This window comes from Streptomyces sp. NPDC029164 (assembly GCF_055563995.1).
In genome coordinates this window covers 197,910-212,529 of the sequence record NZ_JBVHWW010000006.1, presented here as the reverse complement: position 1 = coordinate 212,529, position 14,620 = coordinate 197,910, and the positions used below count along the sequence as shown (strand labels likewise).

12 protein-coding genes are annotated in these 14,620 nt (G+C 71.8%); 4 read left to right on the top strand and 8 right to left on the bottom strand.

Annotation, left to right across the window (positions count from 1 at the left end; translation table 11 throughout):
• Positions 1–7: 7 nt before the first annotated feature.
• Positions 8–1,222 (bottom strand): signal recognition particle-docking protein FtsY, encoded by a 1,215-nt coding sequence (ftsY, locus tag ACZ4VT_RS08625; protein WP_467947793.1) that lies wholly within the window; start codon positions 1,220–1,222, stop codon positions 8–10.
• A 142-nt stretch (positions 1,223–1,364) separates the two neighbouring features.
• Here ftsY and ACZ4VT_RS08620 point away from each other — a divergent pair, with 142 nt between their 5' ends.
• Both ACZ4VT_RS08620 and ACZ4VT_RS08615 read left to right on the top strand, forming a co-directional pair.
• Complete coding sequence (locus tag ACZ4VT_RS08620) at positions 1,365–2,831, top strand: cytosine permease (RefSeq protein ID WP_467947791.1); 1,467 nt, start codon at positions 1,365–1,367, stop codon at positions 2,829–2,831.
• 63 nt (positions 2,832–2,894) lie between these two features.
• Complete coding sequence (locus ACZ4VT_RS08615) at positions 2,895–3,881, top strand: LLM class flavin-dependent oxidoreductase (protein WP_467947789.1); 987 nt, start codon at positions 2,895–2,897, stop codon at positions 3,879–3,881.
• Positions 3,882–3,921: 40 nt separating this feature from the next.
• On the opposite strand, the gene ACZ4VT_RS08610 is transcribed toward ACZ4VT_RS08615, so the two are convergent.
• The 4 genes from ACZ4VT_RS08610 to ACZ4VT_RS08595 all read right to left on the bottom strand — a co-directional run bounded on the left by ACZ4VT_RS08610 (position 3,922) and on the right by ACZ4VT_RS08595 (position 10,572).
• The gene (locus tag ACZ4VT_RS08610; protein ID WP_467947787.1) at positions 3,922–5,352 is read right to left on the bottom strand and encodes a sugar porter family MFS transporter; all 1,431 of its coding nucleotides are present in this window, start codon (positions 5,350–5,352) and stop codon (positions 3,922–3,924) included.
• A gap of 227 nt (positions 5,353–5,579) precedes the next feature.
• Positions 5,580–9,503, bottom strand: a complete 3,924-nt coding sequence (locus ACZ4VT_RS08605) for an AAA family ATPase (protein WP_467947785.1) — start codon at positions 9,501–9,503, stop codon at positions 5,580–5,582.
• A 220-nt stretch (positions 9,504–9,723) separates the two neighbouring features.
• Complete coding sequence (locus ACZ4VT_RS08600) at positions 9,724–9,942, bottom strand: hypothetical protein (RefSeq protein WP_030708500.1); 219 nt, start codon at positions 9,940–9,942, stop codon at positions 9,724–9,726.
• Between the two features lie 348 nt (positions 9,943–10,290).
• Positions 10,291–10,572 carry an acylphosphatase gene (locus ACZ4VT_RS08595; RefSeq protein ID WP_030708499.1) on the bottom strand — a complete coding sequence of 94 codons (282 nt, stop codon included), beginning with the start codon at positions 10,570–10,572 and terminating at the stop codon, positions 10,291–10,293.
• A gap of 137 nt (positions 10,573–10,709) precedes the next feature.
• Here ACZ4VT_RS08595 and ACZ4VT_RS08590 point away from each other — a divergent pair, with 137 nt between their 5' ends.
• A complete protein-coding gene (locus ACZ4VT_RS08590; protein WP_467947782.1) occupies positions 10,710–11,648 on the top strand; it encodes a CAP domain-containing protein in 939 nt (312 codons plus the stop codon).
• Positions 11,649–11,653: 5 nt separating this feature from the next.
• On the opposite strand, the gene ACZ4VT_RS08585 is transcribed toward ACZ4VT_RS08590, so the two are convergent.
• Positions 11,654–12,256 carry a flavodoxin family protein gene (locus ACZ4VT_RS08585; protein WP_467947842.1) on the bottom strand — a complete coding sequence of 201 codons (603 nt, stop codon included), beginning with the start codon at positions 12,254–12,256 and terminating at the stop codon, positions 11,654–11,656.
• A 148-nt stretch (positions 12,257–12,404) separates the two neighbouring features.
• Here ACZ4VT_RS08585 and ACZ4VT_RS08580 point away from each other — a divergent pair, with 148 nt between their 5' ends.
• Complete coding sequence (locus ACZ4VT_RS08580; RefSeq protein ID WP_467947780.1) at positions 12,405–12,809, top strand: winged helix-turn-helix transcriptional regulator; 405 nt, start codon at positions 12,405–12,407, stop codon at positions 12,807–12,809.
• Here ACZ4VT_RS08580 and mutM read toward each other — a convergent pair.
• On the bottom strand, positions 12,782–13,642 hold the full coding sequence (mutM, locus tag ACZ4VT_RS08575; RefSeq protein WP_467947778.1) for a bifunctional DNA-formamidopyrimidine glycosylase/DNA-(apurinic or apyrimidinic site) lyase: 861 nt from the start codon (positions 13,640–13,642) through the stop codon (positions 12,782–12,784). The two genes, ACZ4VT_RS08580 and mutM, sit on opposite strands and share 28 nt — an antisense overlap.
• A gap of 115 nt (positions 13,643–13,757) precedes the next feature.
• Positions 13,758–14,603 carry a ribonuclease III gene (gene rnc / locus ACZ4VT_RS08570; RefSeq protein ID WP_030708490.1) on the bottom strand — a complete coding sequence of 282 codons (846 nt, stop codon included), beginning with the start codon at positions 14,601–14,603 and terminating at the stop codon, positions 13,758–13,760.
• Positions 14,604–14,620: the final 17 nt, after the last annotated feature.

Here is a 14,620-nt window from a genome sequence, read left to right as displayed (position 1 = left end):
AGCGCGCTCAGTCGCCGATGAGGGCGTCGACGAACGCCTCCGGCTCGAAGGGGGCCAGGTCGTCCGGGCCCTCGCCGAGTCCGACGAGCTTGACCGGGACGCCCAGTTCGCGCTGGACGGCGACGACGATGCCGCCCTTGGCCGTGCCGTCGAGCTTGGTCAGCACGATGCCGGTGATGTCCACGACCTCGGCGAAGACGCGGGCCTGGGTCAGGCCGTTCTGCCCGGTGGTGGCGTCGAGGACCAGCAGGATCTCGTCCAGCGGGCCGTGCTTCTCGACGACGCGCTTGACCTTGCCGAGCTCGTCCATGAGGCCCGTCTTGGTGTGCAGGCGGCCGGCGGTGTCGATGAGCACCACGTCGGCGCCCTCGGCGATGCCCTCCTTGACCGCGTCGTAGGCGATCGAGGCCGGGTCGCCGCCCTCGGGGCCGCGTACGGTACGGGCTCCGACGCGGTCGCCCCAGGTCTGCAGCTGGTCGGCGGCGGCGGCGCGGAAGGTGTCGGCCGCGCCGAGCACCACGCTGCGGCCGTCGGCGACGAGCACCCGGGCCAGCTTGCCGGTGGTGGTGGTCTTGCCGGTGCCGTTGACGCCGACGACCATGATCACGCCGGGCGTGTCCTCGCCGCTCTCCGTCTTCACGGCACGGTCGAAGTCGGTGCCGACCAGGGTCAGCAGCTCCTCCTTGAGCAGGGCGCGCAGGTCCGCCGGAGTGCGGGTGCCGAGCACCTTGACCCGGTCGCGGAGCCGGTCGACGAGCTCCTGGGTGGGCACGACACCGACGTCGGCGACGAGGAGGGTCTCCTCGATCTCCTCCCAGGTGTCCTCGTCGAGGTGCTCCCGCGAGAGCAGCGTGAGCAGCCCCTTGCCGAGGGAGTTCTGCGACCGGGCGAGGCGGGCGCGCAGCCGGACCAGGCGGCCGGCGGTGGGCTCGGGCACCTCGATCGCGGGTGCGGCCGGGGCCTCGGGCTCGGCGGCCGGCGCCTCGACCGGGGCCTCGGCCTCCGCCTGCGGGAGCCCGACCTCCTCGATCGTGCGGCGCGGCTCTTCCGCCGTCTCTACGGCGTCCTCCCCCACCTGCGGTTCGGCAGGCGGGGCAGTGATGGTCGGCGAGCTGGGCGGGGCCGGGGGCAGCTGCTTCTTCTTGCGGCTGCTGACCACGAGCCCGCTGATCGCGCCGACCGCGACCAGGGCGATGACTACAGCAAGGATGAGGATGTCCATAACCTCACCAGTATCGGCCACGGGCGGCCCGGAGCCCGGACCCCGGGCATTCAACTGGGACGTAAGCCTCTGTCTGTTGTTTTAGCGGCACATCTACGATGATGGGCGACTTCCCCTCGTCCCTCCCCCACGGAGCAGCCGCATGCCTGCCGAGCCCGCCGACGGCGGAACCGAAACCGCGATCGAGACCCGCGGACTGGAGCCCGTCCCGGACAGCGAGCGCGGCGGCCGCGTCCGCGATCTCGTCCCCACGTGGGTCGCCGCCAACATCAGCGTGCTGCTGCTGACCATGGGCGCGGGTCTGGTGATCTTCAACAGGCTGAACATCTGGCAGGTGCTCGTCGTCGCGGTCGCCGCGCCGGTCCTCTCGTACGGGATCGTCGGCCTCATATCGATCGCCGGCAAGCGCGGCGGCGCTCCCGGCATGGCCCTCTCCCGGGCCGTGTTCGGGCAGCGCGGCAACCTCTTCCCGGGCTCCCTGATCTGGGTGGCCCGGTGGGGCTGGGAGACGATCAACGCGGTGAGCGGCGCCTACGCCGTGCTGACCGTGCTCGACCTGCTCTTCGGGATCAAGAGCAACACCCCGCTCATCGTCGTCACCCTGCTGTTCTTCGTGGGCTGCACCTTCGTGGTCTCGGGCCTCGGCATCAAGGCGCTGCGCGTCTGCTCCACCTGGTCGACGTACCTCTTCGGCGCCTTCAGCGTGCTCGTCCTCGGGTACCTGCTCTTCACGACCGACTGGTCCGCCGTCCTCGGCAAGCCGGCCGGCTCCACCGCGATGATGATCGCGGGCATCGGCACCATCGCGGCCGGCGGCATCAGCTGGGTGCCCTCGGGTCCCGACTTCACCCGCTACCTGCCGCGCACCGCCTCCTCCAAGGGGCTGGTGGGCGCGACGATCGGCGGCGCCGGTGTCGTCGTCCTCCCGATGGTCCTGATGGGCGCGGTCATGGCCGTCGGCACCCCGGACCTGGCCACCGCCCAGGACCCGGTGTCCTTCATCGGCGAGCTGCTCCCGGCCTGGATCGCGGTCCCGTACCTGCTCGTCGCGCTGGTCGGGATGCTGCTGATCAACTCGATGTCCATGTACTCGGCCGGCTTCACCGCGCAGACCCTCGGCATCAAGGTCCCGCGGGCGTGGGCGGTCAGCGTCAACGCGGCCATCAGCCTGGTCTTCGGCTTCCTGCTGATGGTGGTCGCGACGAGCTTCTTCGGTTCCTTCATCTCCTTCCTGACGCTGCTGGCCGTGGCCTTCTCGGCGTGGATCGGCGTCTTCGGCGTGGACATGCTGCGCCGCCGGACCTACGACGGGGCCGCGCTGCTGGACACCACGCGGACCAGCGCCTACTGGTACAAGGGCGGTTTCGCCTGGCAGGCCATGACCGCGTGGGCCCTGGCCCTGGTGGTCGGGCTGCTGTTCACCTCGGTGGACTGGTTCAGCGGGCCGCTCGCGACCACCTGGATCGGGCGCAACGGCCTCGGCTGGGTGGCCGGCATCGTGACCTCGGGCCTGCTGTACGCCGTCCTGCCGCGCACGGCTCCCGCGGAGCCGGAGCCCGACGCCGCCGCGTCGGAGGAGCCCGCGCTCGCCGGATCCCTGTCCAACTGACGCCGCGTCAGCTAACGTCCCCCTTCGCCCGCCCACCCACATCCGGCGAAGGGGGACTCCTCCATGCCCATCACCGTGGCCCGGTTCAATCTCGTCGACCCGAACGGCACCCCCGAATCCCTCTCCGCCCGCTACAGGGCAGCCCTGGAGATGGCCCGGTACGCGGACGACCGCGGGATCGACACCGTCCAGACCGAGGAGCACCACGGCACCGGCAACAACTGGCTGCCTTCCCCCTTCGCCTTCGCGGGCGCCGTCTTCGGCGCCACCCGCCGGATCGCCGTCACCGTCTCGGCGATCATCGGGCCGCTGTACGACCCGCTGAAGGTGGCCGAGGACATCGCCGTCCTGGACCTGCTGAGCGGCGGCCGCCTCGTGACGGTCGCGGGCATCGGCTACCGGCCCGAGGAATACGAGCAGCACGGCGTCGAGTGGGGCCGGCGCGGCCGGCTCCAGGACGAGCTGCTGGAGACCCTGCTGAAGGCGTGGACCGGCGAGCCCTTCGAGTTCCGCGGCCGCACGGTACGGGTCACCCCGACGCCGTTCACGCGGCCGCACCCGCTGCTGCTGGTCGGCGGCAGCTCCGAGGCGGCGGCCCGCCGTGCGGCCCGGCTGGGGCTGCCGTTCTTCCCCAGCGCGCACCTGCCGGAGCTGGAGGCGTACTACCACGCGAAGCTCGCGGAGTACGGCACGGAGGGCTTCTGCATGATGCCGGCGGCCGAGACCCCGCTGCTGCACATCGCGGAGGACCCGGACCGGGTCTGGGCGGAGCACGGCGAGCGCTTCCTGCACGAGGCCGGGATGTACGCGTCCTGGCAGTCCAAGGACATCCGCAGCGCCGTACGGTCGGGCGCGCGCTCGGTGGCGGAGCTGCGCGCGGAGGGCGTGTACCGGATCCTCACCCCGGACGAGGCCGTCGCGTACGCCCGGGGCGCGGGCGAGGCGGGGAACCTGGTCCTGCACCCGCTGTGCGGCGGGATGCCGCTGGACGAGGGCTGGCGCAGCCTGCACCTGCTGTGCGAACAGGTACTGCCCCGGCTCAAGGACTGAGCCGGGGCAGTATCGAGGAGAGGGGTGGTGGCGGGGATGGTTACCCCATCTCCTCCAGCGCCTTGCCCTTGGTCTCCGGCACCCACTTGAGGATGAACGGGATCGAGAGCAGGGCGAAGAACGTGTAGATCATGTACGCGCCGGACAGGTTCCAGTCCGAGAGCGTCGGGAACGTGACCGTGATGACCCAGTTGGCGATCCACTGGGCCGCGGCGGCGACACCGAGCGCCGCGGCCCGGATGCGGTTCGGGAACATCTCGCCGAGCAGCACCCAGACCACCACGCCCCAGGACAGGGCGAAGAAGAGCACGAAGGAGTGCGCCGCGATCAGCGCGACGGTGCCCTGGGTGTCGGGCATGGTGATGTTGTCGCCCGTGCCCTCCTTGAAGGAGAAGGCCCACGCGGCGACGCCGAGGGAGATCGCCATGCCCGCGGAACCGATGAGGGCGAGCGGCTTGCGGCCCAGCCGGTCGACGAGGACCATCGCGATCACCGTGCCGATGATGTTGATGATCGACGTGGTGAAGGAGTAGAAGAACGAGCTGGACGGGTCGATGCCGACGGACTGCCACAGCGAGGAGCTGTAGTAGAAGATCACGTTGATGCCGACGAGCTGCTGGAAGACGGAGAGCCCGATGCCGATCCAGACGATCGGCAGGAAGCCGAAGCGGCCGCCGAGCAGGTCCTTGAAGGTGGACTTGTGCTCGGAGCGCATGGCCCGGTCGATCTCGACGGCGCGCGCGTCGATGTCGATCTTCGATCCCTCGACCTCGCGCAGCACCTTCTTGGCCTGGTCGGTGCGGCCGACGGAGATCAGGTAGCGGGGGGACTCCGGGATGACGAAGGACATCAGCCCGTAGATCACGGCCGGGATGACCATGATGCCGAGCATCCACTGCCAGGCCTCCAGGCCGGCGATCTCGCCGCGCTGGTCGCCGTCGGCGATGTTGAGGATGGCCCAGTTCACGAGCTGGGAGACGGCGATGCCGATGACGATGGCGGCCTGCTGGAAGGAGGCGAGACGGCCGCGGTAGGCGGCCGGGGACACCTCGGCGATGTAGGCGGGGCCGATGACGGAGGCCATGCCGATGCCGAAGCCGCCGATGACGCGCCACATCGCCAGGTCCCACAGGGCGAACGGCAGGGCCGAGCCGATGGCGCTCGCGGTGAAGAGGATCGAGGCGATCTGCATGCAGCGGATTCGCCCGATCCGGTCAGCGATGCGGCCGGCGGTGGCGGCGCCGAACGCGCAGCCGATCAGGGCGGCGGCGATCACCTGGGCGAGCGCCGCGGACCCGACGTCGAACCGTTCGCGGATGGCGACGACGGCGCCGTTGATGACGGAGCTGTCGTAGCCGAAGAGGAAACCGCCCATCGCCGCGGCCGCGGCGATGAAGATGACGTGCCCGAGGTGGTCGGGGCGTGCCTCCCGGCCACTGCCGGACGCGGGTGCGTTCGCTGTGCTGGTCAAGGTGTGCTCCTGGGCCCGACGCCGACGGCGGGCGGTGTGGGGGTGTACGTCTTTTCGCGTGTTCCTCCAGTGGCGCACAGCAAACTGCTCACCACCACCTGAACGTCGGACACGGCAAGCAGAGCTTATGGCTTCACTTTCTGAAGTCAAGAGCCGCTGAGGAACCACCAAGCCTGAGTGAAGAGAGCCACAGCGTTCACTTCCTGAAGTGAGCGCTCAGAACGCGGTCAGCGAAGACGCTGACTGATGACCTTGGAGACCCCGTCTCCCTGCATCGAGACGCCGTACAGGGCGTCCGCGACCTCCATCGTCCGCTTCTGGTGCGTGATCACGATCAGCTGCGAGCTCTCCCGGAGCTCCTCCATGATCCGGATCAGCCGCTGCAGGTTGGTGTCGTCGAGCGCGGCCTCCACCTCGTCCATCACGTAGAACGGGCTGGGGCGCGCCTTGAAGATGGACACCAGCAGGGCCACGGCCGTCAGCGAGCGCTCGCCGCCGGAGAGCAGCGACAGCCGCTTGACCTTCTTGCCCGGCGGACGGGCCTCCACGTCGACACCGGTGGCCAGCATGTTGTCGGGGTCGGTCAGGATCAGCCGGCCCTCGCCGCCGGGGAACAGCCGCGAGAACACCCCCTCGAACTCCCGGGCCGTGTCCCGGTAGGCCTCGGTGAACACCTGCTCGACGCGCTCGTCGACCTCCTTCACCACTTGAAGGAGATCGGCTCGCGTCTTGCGGAGGTCCTCCAGTTGCTCGCTGAGGAACTGGTGGCGCTCCTCCAGCGCCGCGAACTCCTCCAGCGCGAGCGGATTGACCTTGCCGAGCTGCTGGTAGGCGCGTTCGGCCGCCTTGAGCCGCTTCTCCTGCTGGGCGCGGACGAAGGGGCCGGGCCGGTTGCGCGGGTGCTCCGGGTCCTCGGGCAGCTCCTCGCCCTCGGCCGGCGGGGACGGCGGCACCGGCTGGTCGGGGCCGTACTCGGCGACGAGCCCGGCGGACTCCATGCCGAACTCCTCCAGCGCCCTGGCCTCCACCGCCTCGATGCGCAGCCGCTGTTCGGCGCCGAGCACCTCGCCGCGATGGACGGAGTCGGTGAGCTTGTCGAGCTCCCCCTTCAGTTCCCGGCCGCGGTTGCGCGCCTCGCCGAGCTCCCGCTCGCGCAGGCCCTTCGCCCGTTCGGCCGCGACGCGCTCCTCGTCGGCCCGCAGCAGCGAGACCTCCACGTGCGCGAGGAGCTGCCGGGAGCCGTCGGCCACGGCCCGGGCCACTTCCGCCTCGTGGCGCAGCCGCGCCCGGCGCCGCTCGGCGCGGGCCCGGGCCTCGCGCTCCGCCCGGGCCGCGCGGTCGAGGGAGTCGGCCCGTCCGGCCAGTCCCTTGACCCGCTCCTCATGGGTCCGCAGCTGCAGCCGGGCCTCCATCTCGGTCTGCCGCGCGTTGGCCCCGTCGGCCGCGAGCCGGTCCCGGCGGGAGCTGTCCGGCTCCTCCTCCACCGGCATTTCCTCGGCCGTCGCGAGCCGTTCCGCGCACTCCTCCACGTCGGCCAGCGCCTGCTCCAGCGCGTCCTGGGCCTTGGCCGCCGCGGCCGCGCCGCGCTCGGCTTCGCCGGCGGCCCCCTTCGCCTGCCCTGCGAGCCGCCCGAGCTGCTGCGCGACCCCGGCGCGGGCCTGCTCAGCGGCACGGCGGCGCTCGGCGAGCTCCTCGACCAGGGCGGCCGCGTCCTGGCGCCGGGACCGGGCGGCCGTCTGGGCCCCGGCCAGTTCCGCGCAGCGCTCGTCCAGGGCGGTCAGCTCCGCCGCCGCCTCGTCGACGGCGGCCTGCACCTCGATCAGGCTGGGCGCCCCGGCGGAACCGCCGTGCGCGAGGTGCGCCCCGAGCACGTCTCCGTCGAGGGTCACGGCCACCGTGTCGGGCCGCGCCGCGACGAGGGCCTCGGCGGCGTCGAGCGTGCCGACGACGACGTGGTCGCGCAGCACCCAGGCGGCCGCCCGCCGCGCCTCGTCGTCCCCGTCGACCAGCCGCGCCGCGGCAATCCCCTCGGCCGCGGGCTCGTCGCCGGGCCCCCGCACCTCAAACCCCGACGGGGCCGGATCATGCGCCGCGCCGTCGACCAGCCGGACCGCGGCAACCACCTCGCCCGCCGCCCCGCCGCCGGGACCCCGCCCCGCACCCCGCACCTCAAACCCCGGCGGGGCCGGATCTTTCAGCCCGTCCGGCGTTTGAGGACCGGGTCCGGGCAGAGCCCGGTCTCGGGAAGGGGCGGGGTGGGGGAAAAGCCCTCCGGCCGAGGCCTGCCCGGGCAGCTGGGCGCCCGACTCCGCGGCGGGAGCCGATGCCCGCCCCGGAGCACCGGACAGACCCGCAGCGTCGGGGGCTTGGCCCGGCACGGCCGACGGACCGCCGGGATCGGCGGCCTGGCCCGGGACGGCCATGGGCGCGGACCGGACGGGAGGGGTGATCAGGAGGGTGGCGCGGCCCGCGTCGGTGTCGCGGAGGTGGCGGATCGCCTCGGCCGCCGCACCCGGCGAGGACACCGCCAGCGCGTCCGCCGCCGAGCCCAGCGCAGCGGCCACCGCGGCTTCGTAGCCCGGTGTCACCGTCAGCCGCTCCGCCGCCGGTCCGAGCAGCCCGGCCAGCTTCTCCCGCGCCGCGAGGAGCGCCCCCGTACCGTCCTTGCGGCGCAGCCCCATCGCCAGCGCGTCCCGCCGGGCCGACACCGCCGCCCGCGAGCGTTCCGCCCCGGACAGCGCGTCGCGCGCGGCGGACAGGCCAGCCTCGGCCGCCGCCAGCTCGGCCCGCGCGGCCTCGTGGTCCGCGTCCGCCGACGGCTCGTCGAGCCCGCCGACCTCCTCCGCCAGCGCCTCGTACTCCGCCTGCGCGGCGGCGGCCCGGGACTGCGCCCCGTCCCGCGCCGCGACGAGGCGGTCGATCTCCGCCTGCGCCGCCCCCGCGCGGGAGCGGGCCGCGCCGAGCCGCCCCGTCAGCCGGGCCAGCCCCTCTCGCCGGTCGGCGATGGCCCGCGCGGCGTCCCGCAGCCGCCGTTCCTCCTCGGCCAGCGCCCGCTCCAGCTCGGCCCGGTGCTCGACCGTGTCCTCCAGCGCCCGCGAGGCCGCTTCCAGAGCCGCCGTCAGTTCCGCCTCCTGCTCGCGGATCCGCGCGGCCTCGCGCTCCATGTCGTCCGGGTCGCGGCCGCGCCGTTCGTCCTCCACCGGGGCCGTCGCGCTCTTCACCCGCGCGTCCGCCAGGGACGTGGTGCCCCGGACCCGTTCGGCGAGCTGCGACAGCTCGTACCAGGTCTGTTGCGCCCGCTGCAGCCGCGGCGCGAGCTCCCGTACCGCCTCCTCCAGCTCGGCCTCGCGCCGCAGCGCGAGCGCCAGCTGGGCCTCGGCCGCCTCCTTGCGCTCCTTGAGCGCCGCCTCGTCCGCGATCTCCGCGTCCAGCGCCCGCCGCAGCGTGACCAGGTCGTCGGCGAGCAGCCGCAGCCGCGCGTCGCGCAGGTCCGCCTGGATCACGGCGGCCCGCCGGGCGACCGCGGCCTGCCGTCCCAGGGGTTTGAGCTGGCGGCGCAGCTCGTCGTTGAGGTCCTGCACGCGCGCGAGGTTGGCCTGCATCGCGTCGAGCTTCCGCAGCGCCTTCTCCTTGCGCTTGCGGTGCTTCAGTACGCCCGCCGCCTCCTCGATGAAGGCGCGGCGGCCCATGGGATCGGCGTGCAGGACGGAGTCCAGCTGGCCCTGGCCGACGATGACGTGCATCTCGCGGCCGATGCCGGAGTCGGAGAGCAGCTCCTGGATGTCGAGCAGCCGGCAGGTGTCACCGTTGATCTGGTACTCGCTGCTGCCGCCGCGGAACATGATCCGGGTGATGGTGACTTCGGCGTAGTCGATGGGCAGCGCGCCGTCGGAGTTGTCGATCGTCAGGGACACCTCGGCGCGCCCGAGCGGCGGCCGGCCGGTGGTCCCGGCGAAGATGACGTCTTCCATCTTCCCGCCGCGCAGGGACTTGGCCCCCTGCTCCCCCATGACCCAGGACAGCGCGTCCACCACATTGGACTTGCCCGAGCCGTTCGGACCCACGACACAGGTGATGCCGGGTTCGAAGCGCAGGGTGGTGGCGGAGGCGAAGGATTTGAAGCCACGCAGGGTCAGGGACTTGAGGTGCACGCCGCCGGACTCTACCTTTCACGTTCGGTTTCACCCATGAAGGTGCAGGGCACCACTGACGCTAAAGGCATCACGCCCCCCACCTGGCCCTCTGGTCGGCGGCGCGGAGGGCACGGCGGGAGGGGCGAAGGGGGCGAGGGAGCGGTCAAAGAAAGAAGGGACGCCGAAGCGTCCCTTGCAGATCTAACGGGGCTGGAGTCGAGCGACGAGTGAGCGCGGATCAGGTGAGCGCAGGCTCCGCCTGGGGTACGTCGATGTCGATGCGGTCCAGCAGCGAGTCTCCGTCGTGCTGAGCGGCGGCCGCGTTGAGCGCGTCATTTTCAGACTGAATCCGTACGAGCTCGGACTCGAGGTCCTGGACGCGCTGCTGAAGCCGTCGCATCTCGGCGAGGAGTCGCGGATCGGAACCGCCGACGTAACCGAGAAGCGCCTTTGCCATGATGGATGGTCCTCCACACTGAGTGACCGACCGAAGCGGTGTGGGTCGTGAGGGAATCGCACCCGCGGATGTCCGGCAGCGACTGACAGTCACTGCGCTTGCTACTGCCAACACTGCCAAACAGCTCAGGTGCGCGGGGCTTCCAGCGTCTCACCAAAAAGTTTGACGGTCAACACGATCACACCCCGTATCCGTGGGCGTCCCGGCCCCGGCAGGGGGCGTGGAGATCATCCTCATCTCCGAGCCTTCCACGGTTCGCCCCCGTCGGCAACGCGTGGGCGACGAATGCGCAGTTCCGACCGTGTGCGGGCGATCAGAGGTGTGATGAGTGCATGATCAGCCGATCGGTCACCGCATCCCGAATCCGTCGTAGCCACCGCGCGGTGTGCCCCAGATCTCTGTCACTCCGTCCACCCGGCCGGGCGTGTCGGCGGAGCGCAGCCAGTCGAGCAGCCGGTGGCAATTCTCACGTTGACCTTCGGCGACCACCTGTACTCGCCCGTCGTCGAGGTTGAGCGCGAAGCCGACGACGCCTCCGATCTCCAAGGCGTTCTCCCTGGTGAACCAGCGGAAGCCCACTCCCTGCACACGGCCGCGCACCCAGGCGGTCAGACGGACATCTTCGTTCATGCGTGAACGCTAACCGGGCGATCACTTTCCGGACACATCGCCCCCTGGCCCCATGCCGTACAGTCGCGCAGCAACGAACTCACCCATTTGGGTGAGTAAGGGATGATCTTGATCCGGCATGGAAGGGCACGACAGCGATGGGACGCCACCGACTCAACGCCGCGCCGCGCAGCGGCGGCAAGCGCGGCACCGTCCTGCGCACCAGCCTGCTGGGCGTCTCGGTGGCCGTGGCGCTCGGCACGGCGGCCGTCACCACCGGCATGGTGCCGGTCGGCGCCTCGTTCCCCTATGTGGGCGTCAGCGGTACGGGTGCCGACGGCACCCCGGAAGCCAAGGCCAAGGCCTCGCCGGCTCCGGACGCCGCGGCCGAGCAGCAGGGCGGCCTCGCCAGCCTGTCCGGCCGCGCCGGGACGGGGACCGCCTCCGGCACCCCGTCCAAGAGCCCGTCGACCTCGCCGTCCACATCCGCCTCGCCGTCCCCTTCGGCCTCGGCCACCCCGTCAGCCTCGGCCACCCCGTCGGCCTCAGCCTCGGCCTCGCCGAGCGCCGCCGAGTCCGCCCCGCCGAGCGCCCCGCCCGCGGCCAAGCCCGCTCCGCCCACCAAGGCCCCGCAGAAGAAGCCGGTTCCGGCGCCTTCGAAGCCGGCCCCGGAGCCCTCGAAGCCCGCCACCCCGGCGACCCCGCCGGACCTGGACGGTCACTCCGCGGAGGAGGACGCCGTGGTCGCCCTGGTGAACCAGGAGCGCGCGATGGCCGGGTGCGGTCCGGTCCGGGCCAATCCGCCGCTCGCGGCACTGGCCGGAGCCTTCAGCAAGGACATGGCCACCCGGGGCTTCTTCAGCCACGACGACCCCGATGGCAACAGCCCGTGGGACCGCGCCGCCAAGGCGGGCCTCTCCGGACTCGGCGGCGAGAACATCGCCCGCGGCCAGGGTGACGCCCAGGCGGTCATGAACGCCTGGATGAACAGCCCGGGCCACAAGGCGAACATCCTCAACTGTGAGTTCCGCACCCTCGGTGTCGGCGTCCACGTCGCCGCCGGCGGCCCCTGGTGGACCCAGGACTTCGGCTTCTAGCAGGCTCAGGCGCCGACGGCGGCCAGGGCCGCGCGCCCCGCGATCACGATGCGGGTCTGCTCCGCGACACGCCGGCCCAGGTGCTCGGCGGTCGCGATGTCGGCCTTGTGGACGGCGTCCGCGCCCTCGTCGGAGTTGCTCTGGGCGGCCGCGCCGGCGAAGACGCCGAGGCGGTTGAGGTCGTTCTCGGAAGCGGTGCTGCTGTTCCAGCCCGGCTTCAGGCCCAGGTTGACCCAGCTCATGCCGTGCTGGGCGGCGAGGATCTGGAAGAACTGCAGGGTGTGCAGCTTGTCGCCGCTCTTGGAGGCGGAGTTGGTGAAGCCGGCGGCGACCTTGTCCTGCCAGACGTCACCGAACCAGCGCTTCGAGGTGGCCTCCGCGAACACGTGGAAGGCGCCGGAGGCGGTACCCATGTAGGTCGGAGAGCCGAAGACGATCGCGTCGGACGCGTCGAGCAGCTCCCACTGCGCGTCGTCGATCTCGTCGACCTTGATCAGGTGGACGGTCGCGCCGGCGTCGGCGGCGCCGCTGCGGACCGCCTCGGCGATCACGGCGGTGTGGCCGTAGCCGGAGTGGTAGGCGATCGAGACGACGGGGGTGTGCGCGATACCGGACAAGGTGCTCTCCCTCGGAAAACTCCCGCCGCCGCACAGGGCGTGGTGCGGTGGGAGCAGGACTGTGACGACACCAAGAAAAGCACTAACTTTTAGAAAGCGCAACCCTCTAGTTAGCGCTGCGGAGGAGTACGCTTTCTTTATGGAGACCCCTGTCCGAACCGAAGCCGCCGAGACCGAGCAACCGTTCGACGTCTTCGCGCGTGCCTGCCCGTCCCGCGAGACCCTGGAACACGTCACCGGCCGCTGGGGCAGCCTCACCGTGGGCGCCCTGCGCGAAGGCCCGTGCCGCTTCAACGAGCTGCGCCGCCGGGTGGAGGGCGTCAGCGAGAAGATGCTCTCCCAGACCCTGCACGCGCTGGAGCGCGACGGCATAGTCCACCGCGAGGCCCAGCCGACGAACCCGCCCCGCGTCGACTACGAGCTGACCCCGCTCGGCATCGAGGTCGCGGACCGGCTGCTCGCGCTCATCCACTGCCTGGAGGGCAACATGCCGGCGGTGCTGACCGCCCGGACCTCCTACGACGCCAGGCGCGGCGGCCGCTGACAGCGCGGGCAGAAGTAGCTCGACCTGTTCATCCACGGGCGGCGGCGCATCGGGGTGCCGCAGCGTCGGCACGGCTCGTCCTCGCGCCCGTAGGCGTCGAGCGAGCGGTCGAAGTAGCCCGACTCGCCGTTGACGTTGACGTACAGGCTGTCGAAGCTGGTGCCGCCGACCGCGAGGGCGGCGTTCATGACGTCCCGGACGTGGCCGAGGAGTTCGGTGCTCCGGGGGCGCGTCAGGTTGGCGGTGGGGCGCTCGTAGTGCAGCCTGGCGCGCCACAGCGCCTCGTCGGCGTAGATGTTGCCGACCCCGCTGATCAGGGACTGGTCCAGCAGCGCCCGCTTGACGGTGGTCCGCTTGGCGCGCAGCGCGAGGTGGTACGCGCCCTCGTCGAAGAGCGGGTCGAGCGGGTCCCGGGCGATGTGCGCGATGACGTCCGGCAGCCCGGCGGCCGTGTTGTCGTGCAGCGAGAGCCCGCCGAAGGTCCGCTGGTCCACGAAGCGCAGCTCCGTCCCGGCTGGATCGTCGAAGCGCACGCGGATCCGCAGGTGCTTCTCGTCGGGGGCGTCCTGCGGCTGCACGAGCAGCTGCCCGCTCATCCCGAGGTGCCCGAGCACGGACAGGTCCCGCCCCTCCAGCGGCAGCCACAGGTACTTGCCGCGCCGCTGCGGCACTCCGACGGTCTCCCCGCGCAGCCGCTCCGCGAAGTCGGCCCCGCCGCCCGGGTGGCGGCGCACGGCCCGCGGGTGCAGGACCTCGACGGCCTCGATCGTCCGCCCGGCCACCCAGCGCTCCAGCCCCCGCCGCACGACTTCGACTTCGGGCAGCTCGGGCACGGTGTACCTCCGGGGACGCGGATCTGGACGCTCCCGGCGAGCGTACCGGCCCCCTGTAAACGGAACCGCCCGCCCCTGCGGGGCAGGGGCGGGCGGGCACTTCCGGAAGGAAGGGTCAGGCGTCCGGCGCCGGATCGGCGGGCGTCGGCACCCCGCCGTCCTCGGCCACGGCCGGAGCCGGGACCTCGGCCGGAGCGGCGGCGGCCACGGCAGCCGCCGCGATCCGCTCGTCCGCCGCGGTGCGGATGCCGCGCCAGGCGGACTCCGCGGCTTGCTGTTCCGCTTCCTTCTTGCTGCGGCCGGTGCCGGTGCCGTACGAGACACCACCGACGCGAGCGGCAGCAGTGAAGGTCTTCTCGTGGTCCGGACCGGTCTCGGTGACCAGATATTCCGGTACGCCAAGACCTTCGGCCGCCGTGAGCTCCTGGAGACTGGTCTTCCAGTCCAGGCCGGCCCCGAGGTTCGAGGACTTCTCGATGAGCGGGTCGAAGAGCCGGTGAACCAGCTCCGAGGCCGCGTCGAGGCCCTGGTCGAGGTAGACCGCGCCGATCACCGCTTCAAGGGTGTCGGCGAGGATGGAGGCCTTGTCCCGGCCGCCCGTGCCCTCTTCGCCCCGGCCGAGCCGGATGAAGGAGCCGAGTTCGAGGCCGCGCCCGACCTCCGCCAGTGCGCGCGAGTTGACCACCGCGGCCCGAAGCTTGGCCAGCTGGCCTTCGGGGAGATCGGGGTGGGTCGTGTACAGCGTGTCCGTGACCACCAGGCCCAGCACGGAGTCCCCGAGGAACTCCAGGCGTTCGTTGGTGGGCAGACCGCCGTTCTCGTACGCGTACGAGCGGTGGGTCAGTGCACGCACCAGAAGGGCGGACTCGAGTTGATACCCGAGCCGCCCTTCCAGAAGCGTGTGGGACGAGGCCGCGTTGTTACTGTCTGCCTGCTTCTCAGCGTTGGACAGCTCAGACATTGCGCCTCTCACCAGCC

What these genes read in the sequence shown, in the direction of transcription:
- ftsY (WP_467947793.1), bottom strand. Translation starts at nt 1,222, where the DNA reads ATGGACATCCTCATCCTTGCTGTAGTCATCGCCCTGGTCGCGGTCGGC.
- ACZ4VT_RS08620 (WP_467947791.1), top strand. Translation starts at nt 1,365, where the DNA reads ATGCCTGCCGAGCCCGCCGACGGCGGAACCGAAACCGCGATCGAGACC.
- ACZ4VT_RS08615 (WP_467947789.1), top strand. Translation starts at nt 2,895, where the DNA reads ATGCCCATCACCGTGGCCCGGTTCAATCTCGTCGACCCGAACGGCACC.
- ACZ4VT_RS08600 (WP_030708500.1), bottom strand. Translation starts at nt 9,942, where the DNA reads ATGGCAAAGGCGCTTCTCGGTTACGTCGGCGGTTCCGATCCGCGACTC.
- ACZ4VT_RS08595 (WP_030708499.1), bottom strand. Translation starts at nt 10,572, where the DNA reads ATGAACGAAGATGTCCGTCTGACCGCCTGGGTGCGCGGCCGTGTGCAG.
- ACZ4VT_RS08590 (WP_467947782.1), top strand. Translation starts at nt 10,710, where the DNA reads ATGGGACGCCACCGACTCAACGCCGCGCCGCGCAGCGGCGGCAAGCGC.
- ACZ4VT_RS08580 (WP_467947780.1), top strand. Translation starts at nt 12,405, where the DNA reads ATGGAGACCCCTGTCCGAACCGAAGCCGCCGAGACCGAGCAACCGTTC.
- rnc (WP_030708490.1), bottom strand. Translation starts at nt 14,603, where the DNA reads ATGTCTGAGCTGTCCAACGCTGAGAAGCAGGCAGACAGTAACAACGCG.